Source organism: Croceicoccus gelatinilyticus (genome assembly GCF_018398395.1).
GTDB classification, from domain to species: domain Bacteria; phylum Pseudomonadota; class Alphaproteobacteria; order Sphingomonadales; family Sphingomonadaceae; genus Croceicoccus; species Croceicoccus gelatinilyticus.
This window is the reverse complement of sequence record NZ_JAHCBF010000005.1, coordinates 28965-48342: the sequence shown is the minus strand read 5'-3', so window position 1 is coordinate 48342 and position 19378 is coordinate 28965. Positions and strand designations below refer to the sequence as shown.

The 19378-nt window shown below is 61.6% G+C and carries 17 protein-coding genes; 9 read left to right on the top strand and 8 right to left on the bottom strand.

Features of this window, described 5'->3' with window-relative positions:
• Nucleotides 1–34: 34 nt before the first annotated feature.
• Nucleotides 35–1576: a phospholipase D-like domain-containing protein gene (locus KIH45_RS11555; protein WP_213176164.1), complete on the top strand. Its 1542-nt coding sequence runs from the start codon at nt 35–37 to the stop codon at nt 1574–1576.
• Nucleotides 1577–1579: 3 nt separating this feature from the next.
• Here KIH45_RS11555 and KIH45_RS11550 read toward each other — a convergent pair whose 3' ends face one another.
• The 4 genes from KIH45_RS11550 to KIH45_RS11535 form a co-directional block, all read right to left on the bottom strand.
• A complete protein-coding gene (locus KIH45_RS11550; RefSeq protein ID WP_213176163.1) occupies nt 1580–2479 on the bottom strand; it encodes a hydrogen peroxide-inducible genes activator in 900 nt (299 codons plus the stop codon).
• Complete coding sequence (rnd, locus tag KIH45_RS11545; RefSeq protein WP_213176162.1) at nt 2476–3678, bottom strand: ribonuclease D; 1203 nt, start codon at nt 3676–3678, stop codon at nt 2476–2478. Before rnd ends, KIH45_RS11550 begins: the two co-directional genes overlap by 4 nt.
• An 85-nt stretch (nt 3679–3763) precedes the next feature.
• Entirely contained in the window at nt 3764–4729 is a 966-nt protein-coding gene (locus tag KIH45_RS11540) for a hypothetical protein (RefSeq protein ID WP_213176161.1), read from the bottom strand.
• A 10-nt stretch (nt 4730–4739) separates the two neighbouring features.
• Nucleotides 4740–5705 carry a hypothetical protein gene (locus KIH45_RS11535; protein WP_213176160.1) on the bottom strand — a complete coding sequence of 322 codons (966 nt, stop codon included), beginning with the start codon at nt 5703–5705 and terminating at the stop codon, nt 4740–4742.
• 185 nt (nt 5706–5890) lie between these two features.
• On the opposite strand from KIH45_RS11535, the gene aspS reads away from it, so the two are divergent.
• The 4 genes from aspS to mltG all read left to right on the top strand — a co-directional run bounded on the left by aspS (nt 5891) and on the right by mltG (nt 10488).
• Nucleotides 5891–7708: an aspartate--tRNA ligase gene (gene aspS / locus KIH45_RS11530; protein WP_213176159.1), complete on the top strand. Its 1818-nt coding sequence runs from the start codon at nt 5891–5893 to the stop codon at nt 7706–7708.
• A gap of 180 nt (nt 7709–7888) precedes the next feature.
• Nucleotides 7889–8125 carry an acyl carrier protein gene (locus tag KIH45_RS11525; RefSeq protein ID WP_047821044.1) on the top strand — a complete coding sequence of 79 codons (237 nt, stop codon included), beginning with the start codon at nt 7889–7891 and terminating at the stop codon, nt 8123–8125.
• 123 nt (nt 8126–8248) lie between these two features.
• Nucleotides 8249–9508, top strand: a complete 1260-nt coding sequence (fabF, locus tag KIH45_RS11520) for a beta-ketoacyl-ACP synthase II (protein ID WP_213176158.1) — start codon at nt 8249–8251, stop codon at nt 9506–9508.
• A 5-nt stretch (nt 9509–9513) separates the two neighbouring features.
• A complete protein-coding gene (gene mltG / locus KIH45_RS11515) occupies nt 9514–10488 on the top strand; it encodes an endolytic transglycosylase MltG (RefSeq protein WP_213176157.1) in 975 nt (324 codons plus the stop codon).
• On the opposite strand, the gene KIH45_RS11510 is transcribed toward mltG, so the two are convergent.
• On the bottom strand, nt 10485–11900 hold the full coding sequence (locus KIH45_RS11510; protein ID WP_337925471.1) for an SLC13 family permease: 1416 nt from the start codon (nt 11898–11900) through the stop codon (nt 10485–10487). The genes mltG and KIH45_RS11510 overlap by 4 nt on opposite strands.
• A gap of 69 nt (nt 11901–11969) precedes the next feature.
• On the opposite strand from KIH45_RS11510, the gene KIH45_RS11505 reads away from it, so the two are divergent.
• The gene (locus KIH45_RS11505) at nt 11970–12362 is read left to right on the top strand and encodes a VOC family protein (protein ID WP_225899877.1); all 393 of its coding nucleotides are present in this window, start codon (nt 11970–11972) and stop codon (nt 12360–12362) included.
• Nucleotides 12363–12391: 29 nt separating this feature from the next.
• On the opposite strand, the gene infC is transcribed toward KIH45_RS11505, so the two are convergent.
• Nucleotides 12392–12910 carry a translation initiation factor IF-3 gene (gene infC, locus KIH45_RS11500; protein WP_213176465.1) on the bottom strand — a complete coding sequence of 173 codons (519 nt, stop codon included), beginning with the start codon at nt 12908–12910 and terminating at the stop codon, nt 12392–12394.
• 195 nt (nt 12911–13105) lie between these two features.
• Nucleotides 13106–13804, bottom strand: coding sequence for a ligase-associated DNA damage response endonuclease PdeM (gene pdeM, locus KIH45_RS11495; RefSeq protein ID WP_213176156.1), 699 nt, complete (start codon nt 13802–13804; stop codon nt 13106–13108).
• A 46-nt stretch (nt 13805–13850) separates the two neighbouring features.
• Between pdeM and hemF the strand changes: the two genes are divergently transcribed.
• The 3 genes from hemF to KIH45_RS11480 all read left to right on the top strand — a co-directional run bounded on the left by hemF (nt 13851) and on the right by KIH45_RS11480 (nt 18320).
• Nucleotides 13851–14708, top strand: a complete 858-nt coding sequence (hemF, locus tag KIH45_RS11490; protein WP_213176155.1) for an oxygen-dependent coproporphyrinogen oxidase — start codon at nt 13851–13853, stop codon at nt 14706–14708.
• Between the two features lie 174 nt (nt 14709–14882).
• Nucleotides 14883–16079: an MlaA family lipoprotein gene (locus tag KIH45_RS11485; protein ID WP_213176154.1), complete on the top strand. Its 1197-nt coding sequence runs from the start codon at nt 14883–14885 to the stop codon at nt 16077–16079.
• A gap of 150 nt (nt 16080–16229) precedes the next feature.
• The gene (locus KIH45_RS11480; protein WP_213176464.1) at nt 16230–18320 is read left to right on the top strand and encodes a RelA/SpoT family protein; all 2091 of its coding nucleotides are present in this window, start codon (nt 16230–16232) and stop codon (nt 18318–18320) included.
• On the opposite strand, the gene KIH45_RS11475 is transcribed toward KIH45_RS11480, so the two are convergent.
• Nucleotides 18317–19357: a peptidylprolyl isomerase gene (locus KIH45_RS11475; RefSeq protein WP_213176153.1), complete on the bottom strand. Its 1041-nt coding sequence runs from the start codon at nt 19355–19357 to the stop codon at nt 18317–18319. The two genes, KIH45_RS11480 and KIH45_RS11475, sit on opposite strands and share 4 nt — an antisense overlap.
• Nucleotides 19358–19378: the final 21 nt, after the last annotated feature.

Genomic DNA, 19378 nt, shown 5'->3' with positions numbered 1-19378 from the left:
CCATGAAGGCCGGGTCGCATCACCAGGAGGTAGCATGACGGACAAGACGGTTCGTCCGGACCAGCCGGACGTCCCGGCCGATATCGAGAACGAGGGCCCCGGGTCGGATTTCGCCAAGAGCGCCGAACCCGGGGTCTGGCGTTTCGAGCATGCCGACAGGGCCCGCGTGATCGTCGATGCGGCCGATTATTTCCTGACGATGCAGGACGTCATGATGCGCGCGAAAAAGCGCATTTTCCTGATCGGATGGGACTTCGACACGCGCATCGCCCTTGGCCGCGGCCGCAAGTGGTGGCAGCTACTGCCCCGCAGCCGCCCGCCGCGCAGGCTTGGCCGTTTCATTGTCTGGCTGGCGAATCGCAATCCCGATCTGGAAATCTACGTGCTGAAATGGAATTTCGGTGCGGTGAAGATGTTCTTCCGCGGACGGATGCTCGCCGACATATGGCGCTGGTACAAGCACAAGCGCATTCACTTCAAATTCGACGCCGCCCATCCTGTCGGCTGCAGCCACCATCAGAAGATCGTTATCGTTGACGATCGTTTTGCCGTGTGCGGCGGGATCGACATGACGGCCGACCGTTGGGACACGCGAGACCACCTCGACGACAATCGCCTTCGCCGCGAACCCGGTGGCGGCATCTATATGCCGTGGCACGACATGACGATGCTGGTCGAAGGGGACGTTGCTCGCGCGCTTGACGATCTGGGGCGCAAGCGGTGGAATATCGCCAGCGGCAAGGACCTGGACCGCGTGCCGGAACAGCCCCACAGCGTATGGCCGGAAGATCTGGAGCCCAGCTTCGATAACATCATGCTCGGCGTTTCGCGAACACGCGCAGCTTTCGAGGATTACGATGAAATCCGCGAAATCGAGACGCTTTTCATCTCGCTAATCAAGCGGGCAAAGAAGTTCATTTACGCCGAAAGCCAGTATTTCGCCTCTCGCAAGATCGGCGAGGCGATTGCCGAACGCATGGCAGAAGATGATCCCCCCGAGATCGTCCTGGTGAATCCGCAGGAAGCCGAAGGCTGGCTTGAGCAGCAGGCGATGGACACCGCGCGTGCGCGGCTGCTGAAGGCCATCGGACAGGCTGACACGAAGAAGCGATTTCGCGTCTACATTCCGCACACCACTGGCGGGAATCCGATCTACGTCCACGCGAAGCTGATGATCGTCGATGACGAGATTTTGAAGATCGGTTCGGCGAACATGAACAACCGCTCGCTTGGCCTCGATTCCGAGTGTGACCTGTTGCTCGATGCAACGCGGTTCGGAAATGAGGATGAAGTCGAGAAGATCCGCCGCCTACGCTATTCACTGCTGGCAGAGCATTGCGGGTTGGAGGAGAGCGAAATCGGGCCTCTGCTCGCCAAGTATGGTTCGATGCACGCCCTGATCCAGAACCATCCGCAACCCGGCCGCGCGCTGCAGCTTTACAAGATTCCCGAACTCAACGGCATCGAGAAGACGCTGGCGGACGAAGAACTGCTCGATCCGGAAAGTGCGGAAGACATGTTCGAACCAATCAGCGAGCGTAAGGGCCTTTTCCGGCGCATCCGCAGGCCGAAGTAACGCTCAGCCCTCGCGCAGTTCGCTGGCGAGGAGCTTGAACTCGTCAGCACGCGGACTCCCCTTTCGCCAGACCAGAGCGATCTCGCGGCTCGCGTTGTCGGACTGCAGCGGGCGGGCGATGACTTGCGTTTCGTGCAGGATACCTGCGTCCAGCGCCATCTTGGGCAGCATCGTAAGGCCAAGGCCATTATCGACCATCTGCACCAGCGTGTGGAGCGACGTGCCGATCATTGTCGCGCTTGCTCGCATCTCGGGCCGGTTGCAGGCCGCGAGCGCGTGCTCTTTCAGGCAGTGGCCGTCTTCCAGCAGCATCAGCCGTGCCTCGTCGATCATCGACGGCGGCACTTCCTTGGGCGGATCGCGCGGATCATCCTTGGGGAAGGCGACGTAGAGCGGATCGTCGCAGATCTTCTCCGATTCGACTTCGCCGGTGGGGAAGGGGAGCGCGAGCAGGACGCAGTCGGCTCGCCCGTGGTGCAGCGATTCGATCGCGTCCGCGCTTGGCTCTTCGCGCAGGAACAGCTTGAGCTTCGGACGTTCCTTGCGAAGCCGCGGAAGAATGCGTGGCAGCAGGAACGGGGCGATCGTCGGGATCACGCTCATCCGCAATTCGCCGCAAAGGGGCTGGCCAGCGGACTGGACGAGATCGGAAAGTTCTTCGGCCTCTCTTAGCAGGCGGTGTGCCTTGGCGACGACCTGCTCGCCAAGCGGCGTAAAGCGAACGACGCGCCGGGTGCGTTCGACCAGCGTGACGCCGAGCAGCGATTCGAGTTCGCGAATGCCCGCCGAAAGGGTCGACTGCGAAACGAAGCACGATTCGGCCGCCCTGCCGAAATGCCCATGCTCATGCAGTGCGATAAGGTACTGCAGCTGCTTGAGCGTCGGCAGGTAGGTCGCGCTCACGCTTCCTGATTCTCCGGCACGGGGGCAATCGGGTCTTCACCGATGCGGGCGATCTTGAGGCGGCCGTTTTCAACACCGAAGCCGAGCTTGCCTTCGACGAGATCGAGCGCATCACGTCCGAATTCTTCGAAACGCCAGCCTTCCAGCATGGGCAGATCCTTGCGCACGCCGGCGGCAAGCTGCTCCATGTCGTCCGACCGCGCGATCAGGCGAGCGGCGACGTCGATCTCGCGGGCGCGGATTTTCAGCAGCAGTTTCAGCAGGTCGGCGACCAACGCTCCTTCCTTGCCCAGCGGCGCGCCGCGCTTACGCTCGGGCATTTCGTCACCGGGTAGCGGTTCGGCGTTGTCGAGCACCTTCATCAGGCGCTTGCCGATGTCGTTGTCCTTCCAGCCGTTCGAAAGACCGCGCACCTTGGCAAGGTCGGCCTGCTTTTTCGGCGGGTGGCTGGCAAGATCGGCCAGTGTCTCGTCACGCATGATGCGGCCGCGCGGGATGTCCTTGTCCTGCGCCTCGTTTTCGCGCCATGCGGCCAGCGCCTTGAGCCGTCCCAGCATTTGCGGGTTGCGGCCCGATGCACGTACGCGGCGCCACAAGGTGCCCGGATCGGTCGCATAGTTCGACGGATCGGCCAGTCGCTCCATCTCCTGGTTCAGCCAGGCGCCGCGCCCGGTCTTCACCAGCTTCTTCAGCATCTTCGGGAAAATCTTCGACAGGTAAGTGACGTCGCCGATCGCATATTCGAGCTGACGTTCAGTCAGTGGGCGCCGGGACCAGTCAGTAAAGCGCGCACCCTTGTCGATCGCGGTGCCCAGCCACGATTCGACGAGGTTGGAATAACCGATCTGTTCCGACTGGCTGATCGCCATCATCGCGATCTGCGTGTCGAAGATCGGGTGCGGCGTCTTGCCGGTCAGGTTGTAGATGATCTCAACGTCCTGTCCGCCCGCGTGGAAGACCTTCAGAACGTCTTCGTTCTCGGTCAGCAGGTCCAGCAGGGGCTTGAGATCGATGCCTTCGGCCAGCGGATCGATCGCGGCCGCTTCCTTGCCGTCGGAGATCTGGACGAGGCAGAGCAGCGGCCAATACGTGGACTCGCGCATGAATTCGGTGTCGACGGCTACGAAATCCGCGGTGGCAAAGCGATCGCAGATGGCGCGAAGCTCATCGGTAGACGTGATCAGATCGTGTACTTTCATCGAGACGGCGCATTAGTGCACCGGCCGGTCTCATTCAACGGCGCATGCACTGTCGTGCCCCGATTTCAGGCATTTTGTGCCCGTTTCAGGCAGAGCGGCGGAAGAGGCGGCCGAAAAGTCCCGTACGCTCGTTCGCTTCGCCTGCGACAACGGTATCCACTTCGGCGCTTGCTTCCTGTGCCTCGCGCACCAGCTTGTGGCGCAAGGATCGGCCAGAAACATGTTCGGTTTCGGGCGTGAAGCGATAAGTCGAGTTCTGCCGAACCGGGGCCAGCGTGGCGAGCGAGGTAAACAGCGCCTCGTCGGTATCACCCGATTCGGCCTGCGCGTCGGTGGCCTCGTCATATTCGTCGCGTGTGATGACGGGCGCGTCGAACCACGGATAATCATCGTTGCTGCCGACCATCACGGCCATCGCGCGGGGCAGGCCCTTTTCCTCGACCGCACAGGCGACGGCCATGTGCAGCAGGACCGCCGTACGCATCGCGGTGAGGCGAGGCGCGTCGTAATCTGCAAGTTCGGTCAGCTCGCCCGCTTCCATATGCGGCAGCACGGCGTGATAGCGGCCATAGATCGCGTCGAGGCCGGTGACACCGATCTCGTGGTCATTATGGTCGAACCCACCCTGCCAGCGAGGTCCGGCCCGGCCATATCCCGCGTTGACGGCGGGGCGGTCGCTGCTCGTGAAGGGGAAGACTTCGTCGCAGTAGTACACGGTTTCCAGAACGGGCTTGAGGTTCATTGCATCGTCCGGCTTGCCGCCGGATTGCGCGGGATTGCAGAAATCGATGCCGATCGCGCTGATAGGCTGACCATGGACGTCGAGCGAATCGATGGTCGTCGCCAGTTTTTCCCAGCCGGTGATTTCTATGCTTTCAGGCTCGAGCGAGAGGGCGAGCTTGGCAAAAGGCCGCTCCGCAATTTCGCCAAGGCGTGCATCGACGGCGGCAAGGGCAAGGTCAGGCTTGCCTTCGCGCAGCATCATCTCGACCTTCAGGCGGAAGCGGCGTTCCTCTTCCTCGGTGGCGAAAAGCTGACTGGCAAAGACCATGCGGTTCTCCTCAGGCGCTGCGCTTCAGGATCTTGTTCAGGAAGCCGCCGAAGCCGCCGGGCGACTGGTCGTTCGCCGCCTCCTGTTCGGGTTCCGCTTCGCGCAGGCGCTTGCGCAGCGACGCGCCGGAGACCTGTTCCTCTCCGGGCACGCTTGCGAAGGGATCGTAATCGTCGGGCATCGGCGCCAGTTGCAACGGGGCGAACATGGCGTCGTAGTTGCCGCAATCGTCCTCTTCACCCTCTGCATCCAGCATGTCCTCGTATTCGAGGCGCGTGATGACGGGGGCGTCGTAGAACGGGAAACTTTCATTGTTGCCGACCAGAAGCGTCATCGGGCGGGGCATTCCGCGCCCTTCGGCCGTGGCCTTGATGGCCTGGTGCAGGCGGACGGCGATGAAGGCCGACGCGATCGCGGCTGCATCCTGTTCCATTGCGTCTTCGTGATCGTCGGCGCGGCAGGCCTTTTGCGCGATCAGGACTTCGCCGTAGATCCCGCCAAGCCCGCGAATGCCGATAGTGGAGTCGACGTTTTCGAAGTGGCCGTGCCACGGCGCGCCTTGCTGGGTATAGGCCTCCAGCATCGTGTCACGGTCGGAGCCGGTGAACTTGTAGAGGCTGTCTGTATAATAGACCGTGTCGATGTCCGGTTCGTAGAAATTGCCGTGCTTTTCTTCGAGCTGCGGCATTTCGAACGGAGCGGAGATGTCGATGCTGACGGCGGTAACGGGGCGGTTCGGGCGGTCGAGCTTTTCGAGTTTCGTCGTCAGCTGTTCCCATCCGACGATGCGGATCGCACTAACCGGGACCTTCAGGCAAAGCTTCGCAAGCTCGTTGCCTTCGTCGGCAAGGTCGCCCAACTGGCTTTCCAGAATACCCGCCGCAACGTCCGGCTGACCGCGGCGCAGCAGTGCCTCCACGTCACTGAGGAAGGCGAAAAGCTCGTCCTCGCTGCCGAAAATGTTGCTCGCAAACATGCATGGCCCCTTAAGTCATCTGAGCATGGTTCTAACGGGGCGATGGTTAAGAAGAGTTTTAGCCACAGGCTTGAAATGCCGTTAACCATGTGGCGAGCTTGAAACCGCCTCTGGAAATCCCCCTCGGCATGGCCTAGGGGCGGCGCCAATCCATTCATTTTCGATTATTCGAGCGTAACAGCATCATGCATCCCTATCGCACTCACACCTGCGCCGCGCTGACGGCGGCCGATGTCGGTTCCACCGTTCGCCTTTCGGGCTGGGTCCATCGCAAGCGCGACCACGGCGGCGTCCTGTTCATCGACCTTCGTGACCACTACGGCATGACCCAGATCGTCGCCGACGAAGACAGCCCGGCACTTGAAGTGCTGGACAAGCTTCGCGTGGAATCGGTCGTAACCATCGATGGCGAAGTGAAGAGCCGCGCCGAATCGACGATTAACAAGAACCTGCCGACCGGCGAGATCGAGGTTTTCGCCCGCGCCATTACGGTGCAGAGCCGCGCCGACGAACTGCCGCTGCCTGTGGCTGGCGAGCAGGAGTACCCCGAGGAAATCCGCCTCAAGTATCGCTTCCTAGACCTTCGCCGCGAGACGATGCACAAGAACATCGTCCTGCGCTCGCAGGTGATTTCCTCGCTGCGCCGCCGCATGACGGACCAGGGCTTCCTTGAGTACCAGACCCCGATCCTGACGGCGTCGAGCCCCGAAGGCGCGCGCGACTTCCTCGTGCCCAGCCGCCTTCATGCAGGCAAGTTCTACGCGCTTCCGCAGGCGCCGCAGATGTTCAAGCAGATGCTGATGGTCTCGGGCTTCGACCGGTACTTCCAGATCGCACCCTGCTTCCGCGACGAAGACCTTCGCGCCGACCGCAGCCTCGAGTTCTACCAGCTCGACTTCGAAATGAGCTACGTCACGCAGGAAGACGTGTTCCAGGCGCTGGAACCGGTGCTTGCGGGCGTGTTCGAGGAATTCTCAGGCGGTTTCTCGGTGACGCCGGCCGGTGAATTCCCGCGCATCCCTTATGCCGAGGCGATGCTGAAGTACGGCAGCGACAAGCCGGACCTGCGCAACCCGCTGATCATTTCCGACGTTACCTCGCACTTCGAAACGTCGGGCTTTGGCCTGTTCGAGAAGATCGTGGGCAGCGGCGGTAAGGTCCGCGTGATCCCGGCCCCGAACACTGCGGACAAGAGCCGCAAGTTCTTCGACGACATGAACAACTGGGCCCGCGGCGAAGGTTTCGCAGGGCTTGGCTACGTCACCCGCAAGGGCGGCGAGTTTGGCGGTCCGATTGCCAAGAATCACGGGCCCGAGCGCATGGAACAGCTCTACAACGAGCTTGGCCTCGGCCCCGACGACGGCCTGTTCTTTGCCGCCGGCAAGGAAAAGGACGCGGCAAAGCTGGCCGGTGCCGCCCGCACTCGTGTTGCCGAGGATCTCGACCTCATCGAACAGGGCTGTTTCAAGTTCTGCTGGATCGTCGACTTCCCGATGTACGAGTACGACGAGGACCTGAAGAAGATCGATTTCAGCCACAACCCGTTCTCGATGCCGCAGGGCGAGATGGAAGCGCTGGAAACCAAGGATCCGCTCGACATTCTGGCGTGGCAGTACGACATCGTCTGCAACGGCTACGAGCTGTCCTCGGGTGCGATCCGGAACCATCGTCCGGACATCATGTACAAGGCGTTCGAGATCGCAGGCTATTCCCAGGAAGAAGTCGACGCGAATTTCTCGGGCATGATCAACGCCTTCAAGTTCGGGGCGCCGCCGCACGGCGGTTCGGCGCCGGGCATCGACCGCATTGTCATGCTGCTGGCTGGCGAGCAGGCGATCCGTGAGGTCATTGCCTTCCCGATGAACCAGAAGGGCGAGGACCTGATGATGCAGGCCCCGACCGTGGTCAGCCCCAAGCAGCTGCGTGAACTGCACATCCGCACGATCGAGCCGCCCAAGGCAACCGACGCCGAAAAGGTGCGCGTGGACCAGATCGGCGACTGATCAAGGACCTTGCGCGGCCGCCATGCGTCGGTGTCCATCTCTCACCACGAGAGCGGACTTGACGCTACGGCCGTGCGAAAGGGGTTGTGGGGAAGGGTTCATTCCCCTTGCAACGCCTGAGCCGCTTGATTAGGGCAAGCGGCGAGTTTCAACATACCGCTTTTACCGAGAGGGTTATCAATGAGCGACACCGAGGAACGCGTTAAGAAGATCGTCGTCGAACACCTGGGCGTTGAAGCCGACAAGGTGACGATGGATGCGAGCTTCATTGACGATCTGGGCGCGGACAGCCTCGACATTGTCGAGCTGGTCATGGCTTTCGAAGAAGAATTCGGGGTCGAAATCCCGGACGACGCTGCCGAAAAGATCACGACTGTCGGCGACGCCGTGAAGTACATCGAAGAGCACAAGGGCTAATCACCCTTTTGTTCTGCCCGCCGCACCAGCGGATCGGGCCTTTAACGACAGGCTCGGCCCGCTGGGCTGGGCCTGTTGCGTTTGCAGCGGATTTGCCGCGAAGAGTTTCCCGGAGATACTAAGATGCGCCGTGTCGTCGTAACCGGACTTGGCCTCGTCACCCCGCTTGGCGGCGATGTCGAAACGAGTTGGAACAACCTGATCGCCGGGAAGAGCGGCGCAGGCCAGATCACCCGCTTCGACACGTCGGACCAGAAGTGCACGATCGCTTGTGAAGTGAAACCTGCCGATCACGAATATGGTTTCGATCCGGACAAGCGCGTCGATTTCAAGATCCGCCGCCAGGTCGATCCCTTCATCGTCTATGGCATCGATGCTGCCGGTCAGGCTCTGGAAGATGCAAATCTCCTCGACATGGACGAGGACACGAAGCTGCGTGCCGGTTGCTCAATCGGTTCGGGCATCGGTGGTCTGCCAGGTATCGAAAGCGAATCGCTGGTTCTGGCCAACAAGGGCCCGGGCCGCGTCAGTCCGCACTTTGTCCACGGGCGTCTCATCAATCTGATCTCGGGCCAGGTCTCGATCAAGTACGGCCTCATGGGGCCGAACCACGCGGTGGTCACGGCCTGTTCCACGGGCGCGCACTCGATCGGTGACGCGGCTCGCATGATCAAGGACGGCGATGCCGACATCATGCTGGCGGGCGGGGCGGAAAGCACGATCTGCCCGATCGGCATTGCCGGTTTTGCGCAGGCGAAGGCTCTCAACTGCTCGTCGAACGACGCACCGGAACAGGCCAGCCGCCCCTATGACAAGGGTCGTGACGGCTTCGTCATGGGCGAAGGCGCGGGCGTCGTCGTGCTGGAAGAGTACGAGCACGCCAAGGCGCGCGGTGCGAAAATCTATGCCGAAGTCGTAGGCTATGGCCTGTCGGGCGACGCCTATCACGTCACTGCGCCGCACCCGGAAGGCAAGGGTGCGGAAAACGCGATGCGCATGGCGCTGAAGAAGGCAGGTCTTGGCGAAGGCGATATCGACTACGTCAACGCCCACGGCACCTCCACGATGGCCGACACGATCGAACTGGCCGCAGTAAAGCGCGTGCTGGGCGACGATCTGGGCGGCGCATCGATGAGCTCGACCAAGTCGGCCATCGGCCACCTTCTGGGCGGCGCAGGCGCTGTCGAAGCGATCTTCTGCATCCTCGCGATCCGTGACCAGATCGTACCGCCGACGCTCAACCTCGACGATCCGGACGAAGGCACCGAAGGCGTCGACCTCGTCCCGAAGATCGCGAAGAAGCGTGACGTGAAAGCCGTGCTGAACAACTCGTTCGGTTTCGGCGGCACCAACGCATCGCTGATCATGAAGGCGGTCGACTAAACATCATGAAACGCGGGATTCTCGTGCTGTTCGCGGTGGCGGTCGTCGCCATCGCGGGCATTGCGGGCTGGTTCGCCTCCGGTTGGTATGCGGCATCCGCGATCGACGAGGATACCGCGTTTATCGTGCCTTCGGGCGCGTCACTGACCTCGACTGCGGCCAAGCTGGAAGAAGAAGGTCTGATCGGCTCAGCCGATGCATTCCTGCTGCGCGCCAAGATACTTGGCGGTGGCGATCCGGTGAAGGCGGGCGAATTCATGCTTCCGGCAGGCTCAAGCCCGGCAAGCATTCTCAATACCTTGCAGCATGGCGAAGTCATCCGCCGCATGGTGACGATCCCTGAGGGGCTGCCCTCGGTCATGGTTCACGAACGCCTGATGGCAGAACCGTTGCTGACCGGTGAAGTCGATGTTCCTGCCGAAGGCTCCGTCCTGCCCGACAGTTACGATTTCGAGCGCGGTGAGAGCCGTGCGGACGTGCTGGCCCGGATGCAGCAGGCAATGACCGATTTTCTCGCCGCCGAGTGGCCAAAGCGCGATGCCGACATTCCGGTAAAGACTGTGGAAGAGGCGCTGAGCCTTGCTGCCATTGTCGAAAAGGAAACCGGGGTGCCGAGCGAACGGCGTATGGTCGCGGGGCTCTATTCGAACCGCCTGAAAGTCGGCATGCGGCTTCAGGCCGATCCTACGATCATCTACCCGATCACCAAGGGCAAGCCGCTGGGCCGCCGGATCAGGCGGTCGGAGATCGATGCCGTCAACGGTTACAACACTTACTCGATGGACGGTCTGCCGCGTGGGCCGATAACCAATCCGGGCCGGGAATCGATCCTCGCGGTGTTGCATCCCGCCGAGACGAAGGCCCTTTACATGGTCGCCGATGGTTCGGGCGGTCACGCCTTTGCCGACAGTCTGTCGGGCCACAACGACAACGTCGTGAAGTGGCGCGAGATCAGGCGTGAACGGGGCGAAATACCCTAGGTCAGCATAAGCGCGACGACCCAGATCACGCTTGGCAGCAGGATCACCCCTGCCAGATCGAGCATGAATCCGGAGCGGATCATCGCGGGCAGGGCAATATGCCCCGAAGACCACGCGATAGCATTTGGTCCTGTTCCAGCCGGAAGCATGAAGCCCCACGAAGCCGCGATGGCCGCGGGCATGGCAAGCAGGATCGGGTCGACGCCGAGTGCCGCGATAAGCCCGGCAACTACCGGGATTATGGCGCTGCCGGTGGCTACGTTGCTGGCAAACTCGGTGATGACGATTACCAGAGCACAGATTGCCATGGCGACGACGAAAAGCGGCACGGCCTGCAGCGGCAGCAACATCTGACCAAGCCAGTCGGCCAGCCCCGAGGCTGCCATTCCGCTGGCCAAGGCGAGCCCGCCACCGAAGAGCAACAAGACATCCCACGGGGCGCGGTTTGCTTCTTTCCAGGTCAGCATGGGGCGTCCGGTTCCGTCCGGAAGTACGAACAGGATCAGCGCTGCAATGATCGCAACGGTGCCGTCGGTCAGAGCACCGTCAGGGAGGCTATTGACGAGGAATGGAGCGACCAGCCAACCGACGAAGGCGAGGGCGATGATCACGCTCATGCGCTTTTGCGGCTGAGTCCAGTGATCCGCGCAGGCGAGGGAAGCACGGGCGGCATCGACATCGAAACGGTCTTCGGACAGGCGCTGTACACGCGCGATCAGGATCGCTGCGACCGGCAGCGAGATCGCAACCAGCAGCAGGCCGAAAGCCATCCAGCGCGCGAAGCTGATCTTCACGCCCAGCATCTCGTCAAGCAATGCCACCGCGATTGCGTTTGTCGGCGTGCCGACGATGGTGCCGAACCCGCCGATCGTCGCGGCAAAAGCGATGCCAATGGGCAAGGCCCCCGCAATGCCGGTCTGCACCGGTTCTTCGCTTTCCTGCGGTGCGCCGCCAGCAATCACGGCGAGCGCCATCGGAACCATGATGAGGGCCGAGGATGTATTGCTGATCAACATTGAGAGGAGGGCCGTCGCAACCATGAAGGCGAGCAGCATCGAAAAGGCGCTATGCCCGCCGAGCCTGACGAGCCCGTGCGCAAGTCTGCGATGCAGGCCGGTTCGTTCAATGGCGAGCGCCAGCATGGCGCCGCCGAGAATCAGGAAGATAATCGGTGAGTAGTAGGACGATGCCACCGCCTTTGCAGGTGACACGCCCGAAAGCGGCAGGACTACGAAAGGCAGCATGGCCGTCGCCGACAGCGGGATGGCCTGCGTCATCCACCATGTCGCCATCCACAGCACGAGCCCGGCGGTATGCCACGCCGTTCCCTCCATCCCGGCGGGCGGCGGGAAGACGACAGTGACCGCCATCAGCGCCAGCCCCAGCCAGAATCCGATCCTTGCCCCCGACACGCAATGCCCCTTCCGCTCGTCCCGTTGCGGTTCTAGCCTCGCCTCCGGTCAGGGCAAGAGGAGTAGGCCATGAGCGAGGGTCGAGTGCTGGGCATGGGTGGGCTGTTTTTCCGAAGCAGTGATCCCGATGCGCTTGCTGCGTGGTACAAGGAGCATCTTGGCGTCGGGCCCGGTTGCGGCGTGGCCGATGGGCATCCTGCCGCCGACTGGTTCTGGTTTCCCGAGGCAGGCGCGATGGTCTTCCAGCCGTTCAAGGCCGACAGCGACTATTTCGCCGCCGACAAGGCGTTCATGATCAATCTGCGGGTGTCAGGTCTGGATGCGCTGGTCGTGCGACTTGCCGACCGCGGCATAGCCGCAGAGCGTCGGGACGAATGGGATTCGCCCGAAACAGGGCGTTTCGCCCGAATCCATGATCCGGACGGCAACGCTATCGAATTGTGGGAGCCGCCCGCCGCCTGAAGGCTGGCGGGCGGATAAAGGTGCGGCGCTTACTTGGGCGCCAGCACCATCACCATCTGACGACCTTCGAGGCGCGGGAAGGCCTCGACCTTCGCGATCTCATCGACGTCGGCACGAACGCGGTTCAGCAGTTCGAGGCCGAGTTCCTGGTGCGCCATTTCGCGGCCACGGAAGCGCAGGGTGCACTTCACCTTGTCACCGTGTTCGATGAATTTGACGATGTTCTTCATCTTCACATCGTAGTCGTGGTCATCGATGTTGGGACGCATCTTGATCTCTTTGAGTTCCTGCGTCTTCTGCGTCTTGCGTGCGAGGTTGGCTTTCTTCTGCGCCTCGTAGCGGAACTTGCCCACGTCCAGGAACTTGCACACCGGCGGGTCGGCATTCGGCGACACCTCGACGAGGTCAAGGCCAACCTCGGCGGCGCGCTCGATCGCTTCGCGCGTGTACATCACCCCAAGGTTTTCGCCCTCGTCATCGATGACGCGGACCTTGTCTACCTGAATGAAATTGTTGAATCGCGGCCCGCTCTTGACCGGTGGTTGAATTGAGCGGCGGGGTGGACGTGCTATGGGGCCTTCTCCTCAGTCGGCTGAATACTACGAATAAAAGATGGGGTCCGCATTGCGGCTTTGCAAACGGCTCCCCCTCGTCGCGCGCGGTTTAGAACCAAATCGGATGTATTTAAAGGGGCAACAGGCCCCGATCCGCGCCGATACGCGATTAGTGCATCCGTTTGGCCACTATGCGGCGGTGGACCAGAGCGGAAAACGTAGCAGCTTTCCCGCGGCCGGAACGATGGCATCGGCCTTGTTGGCCGGTTGCAGGGCGGCGCGGATGGCTGGGTCGGCAGCGTCCATGCCGGCAGTAAGAGAACCGAATGCGGGCAGGACCATGCGGCTCTCGCTCGTCACGGCGCAGGGGCGCACGATGCGGCGGCCACGGATCGAGACCTGCAGGCGAGGGTGGAAATGTCCCGACAGTTCGGGGCGCGTTTCGCCCGGTGCCGCCTGATGGCGTAGCAGAAGGCCGCCTGCTTCCATCTCCGCCACTTGGGTTCCGCCCGGAGCGCGGCGCAGTCCATGTTTCTCATCATGGTTGCCGGTGATCCAGACCCAATCCACCGCACGGGTCAGCGCGTCGAGCATGCCCTTGGCATGCGCTTCGAGCCTTTCCGGCCCTTCGTTGTCGTGGAAATTGTCGCCCAGCGTGAACACCCGCCGCGCGCCCGTCGCCTTGATCGCGTTGGCCAACCGTTCGAGCGTTTCGCGGCTGTCGTACGGGGGCAGGGGCTGTCCCGTCTTTGCATACCAGCTTGCCTTTTCAAGATGCAGGTCTGCGACCAGCAGAGCATTTTCGCGCGGCCAGAACAGGGCACGGCCGTCGACCATGTGCCATTCCTCGCCAGCGAAGGAAAAAGATGCGAACGAAACGGGAACCATCAGAGCGCTATTGCCGCAGCGCCCGTGGTTTGGCAAGCGCTGCTGCATGACCGAGTGGACAGAACAGACCGCCGCCGCGAAAGAGTGGTTCGAAACCCTCCGCAACCGTATCTGCGCCGCCTTCGAGGCGATCGAGCGTGAAGCCGGAAGCGAGGCATCGTTCGAATATACGCCGTGGAACCGCGAGGAAGAGGGCAACGACAACCCGGGTGGCGGCGTGCGCGGCGTCATGAAGGGTAAGGTCTTCGAGAAAGTCGGCGTCAATGTGTCGACCGTGCACGGATCTTTCGCGCCGCAGTTCGCTGCATCTATCAACGGTGCAAGCGAGGAAAATCCCGAGTTCACCGCGACCGGCATCAGCCTCGTCGCGCACATGGCGAACCCGCATGTGCCGGCGGTGCACATGAATACGCGTTTCCTGACGACGCAAGCCGCATGGTTCGGTGGCGGTGCCGATCTCAATCCACCGATCCCCTACGAAGAGGACACCGAGGAATTCCACGCGGCATTCCGGGCGGCCTGCGCAAAGCATAACCCGACTTATTACGAGCGTTTCTCGAAGTGGGCGGACGAGTACTTCTTCATCTCGCATCGCAATGTCGCGCGCGGGGTAGGGGGCATTTTCTACGATCACCTCGAATGCGCGGACGTTTCAGCATGGGAGCGCAACTTCGCGTTCACCCGCGACGTTGGCGAAGCATTCCTCGATGTGTTCCCCAAGCTGGTCCGTCGCCGCATGGGTATGGAATGGGATGAGGCGGACAAGCAGCGCCAGCTCGAATGGCGCGGGCGCTATGCCGAATTCAATCTCGTCTATGACCGCGGCACGCTGTTTGGATTGAAGACCGGCGGCAATATCGACGCCATCCTGATGAGCCTTCCGCCCGAAGCCACGTGGTCGTGATCGAAGTTTCGTCCGGATTTGTGAGAACCCGGTCTTAACCATCGGCTCCTTATCTGCTGTAATCATGTTGGTCGCCATCCGCGTGCTTTGTTGTGCGCGCGGCAGATGCCTGACATTTTCGGGGAACCTGCCCGCTCGCGAAGAGTCGTGGCGGCAGGGTATCGTGAGGGTTCTATGTTAATTTCCGGTCTTGCACTGACGGTTTCGCTCGCGACGCCGCATCCGGCGTGCGTGCGCGATATCGATTGTGTTGCAGACCCGTCACTGGTTCGCGCAGACGCTGCCACGCCGCTGTTTCGCGGCGATATCGCGGCCATGCCGAAGCCGATCGTCTATGCATTGCAAGAGACGCCGGATACCTCGCTGGACGCTGTCGACAATGGCTCTCTCGACGCAAAGCCCGAGGACGAGATCGGCGCCGAAGCGCCCGAGGAAGAAAATGTCATTATCGTCGAGGGTGAGATTGGCCCGCCCGAAGGCGATCCGGCTGAGGAACTGAACGCAGCGACGTTCAAGGTTTCTCAGGCGGTCGATGCCGCCGTGGTTGAGCCGATTGCCGAAGTCTACGACGAAGCCTTGCCCAAGCCGATCCGCCAGGGGCTGGGCAATTTCCTGCGCAATCTCGGCGAGCCGATCAATATCCTGAACTCGCTCCTGCAGTTGAAGCCGGGCAAGGCGCTTAAGTCGCTTGGCCGTTTTGCCATCAACACGACGCTGGGCATTGCGGGTGTTTTCGATGTCGCTTCCAAGAAGCCTTTCAACATCGAGTACGAGTACAACGGCCTTGCCAATACGCTCGGCTATTACGGGGTTGGCTCAGGCCCTTACCTGTACCTGCCGTTCATCGGATCGACGACTGTCCGCGACCTTGCGGGTCGCCTTGTCGACCTTTCGATAGTTCCGGCTGTTGCTGGTAAGCCGTTCAACGATCCCTATTTCGCGATCCCTGTCGGCGCGCTGACCTCGCTGGAATCGCGGATTGAAACCGATGCCCAGATCGACGCCATTCGCGACCAGTGCGGCGATCCCTATGCGGCAACGCGCGACCTCTACCTGATCCAGCGCAAGGTCGAGATTGACCGCCTGCGCGGGCGCGTGACGGCCAATCTTGGCGAAATTCAGGAACGCCTTGAATTCAACTGCGATATCGAAATCCAGACCGGCATCGTTCCCGAAAAGGGCGAAGGCTTTGTGAAGGGCCAGACGACGCTCCTCGATGACGAGGATGCGGCGCAGGTCGAGGAGCCGGTAGAAGAAACCGTGGAAGAGCCGATCATCGAACCGTCGCCTGACGCGGAACCGATCATGGAGGAAGCTCCGGCAGAGGCGGAACGCGTTGGCGCAATCCCCCGGCCGGGGTTCGCTGTCTGATAGTTTCGCTAAATCAGTTTCCGCCAAGCGATCAATTCAGCCGATAATTGAGGCGAGGACGGGGATTTTATCCCGCTCCGTCAATTCCGCGTTGCAAAGGCGTAAAATTGTCATTGCATCGCAACTGTGAATGCGCACATCAGGGGCACGATGCTGCGCCAGTATGAACTCGTCGAACGTGTAAAGGCCTACGATCCGGAAGCGGACGAGGCGCTGCTCAATCGCGCCTATGTCTATACCGTGCAGAAGCATGGCACGCAGAAGCGCGCATCGGGTGATCCTTACTTCAGCCATCCGGTCGAAGTCGCCGGTCTGATGACCGATCTGAAGCTTGATCAGGAAACGATCATCACTGCGCTGCTCCACGATACGGTGGAGGATACGCTTGCCACGATCGACGACGTAGAGCGGAATTTCGGGACCGACGTGGCCCGGCTTGTCGACGGTGTGACCAAGCTGTCGAAGATCGAGCAAATGCCGGAGAATGAGCGCGCGGCTGAGAACCTGCGCAAGCTGTTCCTGGCGATGAGCGAGGACCTTCGAGTCCTGCTGGTTAAGCTCGCCGACCGGCTCCACAACATGCGCACGCTCCACTTCATCAAGAATGAGGACAAGCGCCGCCGCATCGCGCGTGAGACGATGGATATCTATGCCCCGCTGGCAGAGCGTGTGGGCATGTACGAATATATGCGCGAGATGCAGCTTCTTGCGTTCGAGCAGCTGGAGCCGGCAGCGTATGCCACCATCACCGGCAGACTTGCCCAGATCCGCAGCCAAGAAGGCGGGCGGGTCGATGACATCGCGTTCCGTATCAAGCAGGCGCTGGCCGAAGGCGGTGTGAACGTCGAGGTTTCGGGGCGCGAGAAGCACCCGTTCTCGATCTGGAAGAAGATGGCCGAGCGTCACGTGAACTTCGAACAGATCACCGACATCATGGCATTCCGCGTCATCACCGACACGCCGGAAGACTGCTATCGCGCGCTGGGCGTATTGCACCAGACGTGGTCGATGATCCCCGGCAAGTTCAAGGACTATATCTCGACGCCCAAGTCGAACGGCTATCGATCGCTGCACACCTCGCTGGTCTATGAAAATTCGATGCGCGTCGAAGTGCAGATCCGTACGCAGGAAATGCACCGAACGAACGAGTTCGGCCTTGCTGCGCACTGGGCCTACAAGCAGGGCGGGCGCACGCCGGACGGGCAAGTGGGCTGGCTGCGCGACCTGATCGAGATTCTCGACACCGCGGTGGACGCGGAAGAACTGCTCGAACATGCGAAGCTGGCGATTTACCAGGACCGCATCTTCGCCTTCACGCCCAAGGGCGCGCTGTATCAGCTGCCCAAGGGCGCGACGCCGGTCGACTTCGCATTCTCGGTCCACACGGACCTTGGCGCGAGTGCCGTGGGCTGCAAGATCAACGGCCGCCACATGCCGCTGCGTACGCCGCTGGCGAATGGCGACATTGTCGAGATCATCAAGGGCCCCGACAGCGAGCCACAGCTGGCGTGGCTGTCTTTTGTGGTCACCGCCAAGGCCCGCGCCGCGATCCGGCGCTCGGTCCGCCTGAAAGAGCGTGAGGAAACGGCGCGGATCGGGCAGGAGCTTTACGATTCGATCGTTGCGCGCATGCCGATGAAGGTCGGCAAGAAGGCGCTGAACGGTGCGTTGAAACGCCTCGACCTGGACGATGAGACCGCTCTTATGCTGGCGATCGGCAGCGCCAAGCTGACCGAAAAAGAGGTCATGGAAGCGCTTATCCCCGGCAGCGCGGCAGAGCTCCCCGACGATAGTTTCTGGCAGGCCCCTGCGCGTTCGGTTCGTTTGCGCGGTCTGCCCAAGGGGGCGGAGTTCGCCCTGGCGACCTGCTGCCATCCGGTGCCCGGCGATCGTATCATCGGTGTGAAGGAAGGACGAAAGGTCGAAGTGCACTCGATCGACTGCATGACGCTGGCGGACGAGGACGGGAAGCGTTGGATCGACTTGCAGTGGGATCCGCGAAGCGATGGTGCGACCGGCAACTTGCGCGTCATGCTCTACAACCGGCTTGGCACATTGTCGGAAATGACCGGCGTTTTTGCGGCAAATCACGCGAACATCACGCATCTTGGCCTACAGTCACGCGATGACCTGTTCGGCACTTACGAAGTCGGGATTGAAGTCCGCGATCTGGCGCACCTGACCCGCATCATCAGCGCCTTGCGCGCCAGTGATGCAGTCGCGCAGGCAGACCGGATCTAGTCTTCTACGCGCCTTACCGGCACTCGGACGTTGCAAACGTCCGCACCGCCAGCCGCGACCTTGTAGAATTCGTCGTTCCGGTTGGCGATTACGTCGGCATATTTGGCGAAACTCTCACTGTCGGTGTCGAGATAGCGGAAAGTGAGGCGCTCGCTTTCCGGAAGCTTGCTGGCCAGCCGAACCGAGACGATCGGCGTATGCTCCGCCTCTGTCTCGTAGACACCGTATTCGCCCGTTCCGCGGGGCAGTATCGACATGTGCTCGATCCCGTCGATGACTTTGCCGACAACCGCGATATTACGGTCGAGTTGGCGAGGGGCATGGCCGATCACGGCATAGAGTTCCGCACCGGTACCTGCATCGGGCGACAAGTCTCGTGCGACTCCCACAGAAGCGTAGCAGTGGACCGGCCAGATCCTTGTCGGTCGATTGACCCGCTCTCCCTGCACGTCGACCTGCGTTTCAAGGTCGGTGGCTACCGGCAGACCCCGTACGTATCCAATCGCGCTGGAATAAGGATCGGAGAACCATGGCCCATCGTCAGCCATGTTGTAGTAGGTTTCTTCGGCATGCCGTCTGCCAAAGCCGCCCCAAAGTGTTTCGACCATGCCAGTCGACCAATCCAGCGTGTAGTCATCCTCGCTAGTCGGGACGATCCCGTCCGGCAGTGGCTTCGGTTCCGGGTTGTCCGGGTCTTCTCCATCGCCCCATTGCACCACCCAGTTGTCGACCGAGCGATAGATCGAAAGCCCGTCCCACCAGTGCGCCTTGGCCATCGTGCGGATGTTCGCGGTCCACGCACTGGAGATCGGATCGGGCATCAACTGGATCACGACTTCGCGCGGCTTGCCCGCGTCGTCGGGCGCGAGTGTCATGACAAGCAGGTCTTCCGCCGGAATTTCCCGCCATTCGGATGGATCGGCGGCCTTCACCACGCTGCCAGGCGTGACGGCCGACTCCGCGCTCTCCTGCGCAGAGAGGGGAGCGGTGAGGGCGGAGGCGGCGACGATGGAGCCGAGCAAGGTCCTGAATTTCATGGGACCAAGACTTGCCGCCTG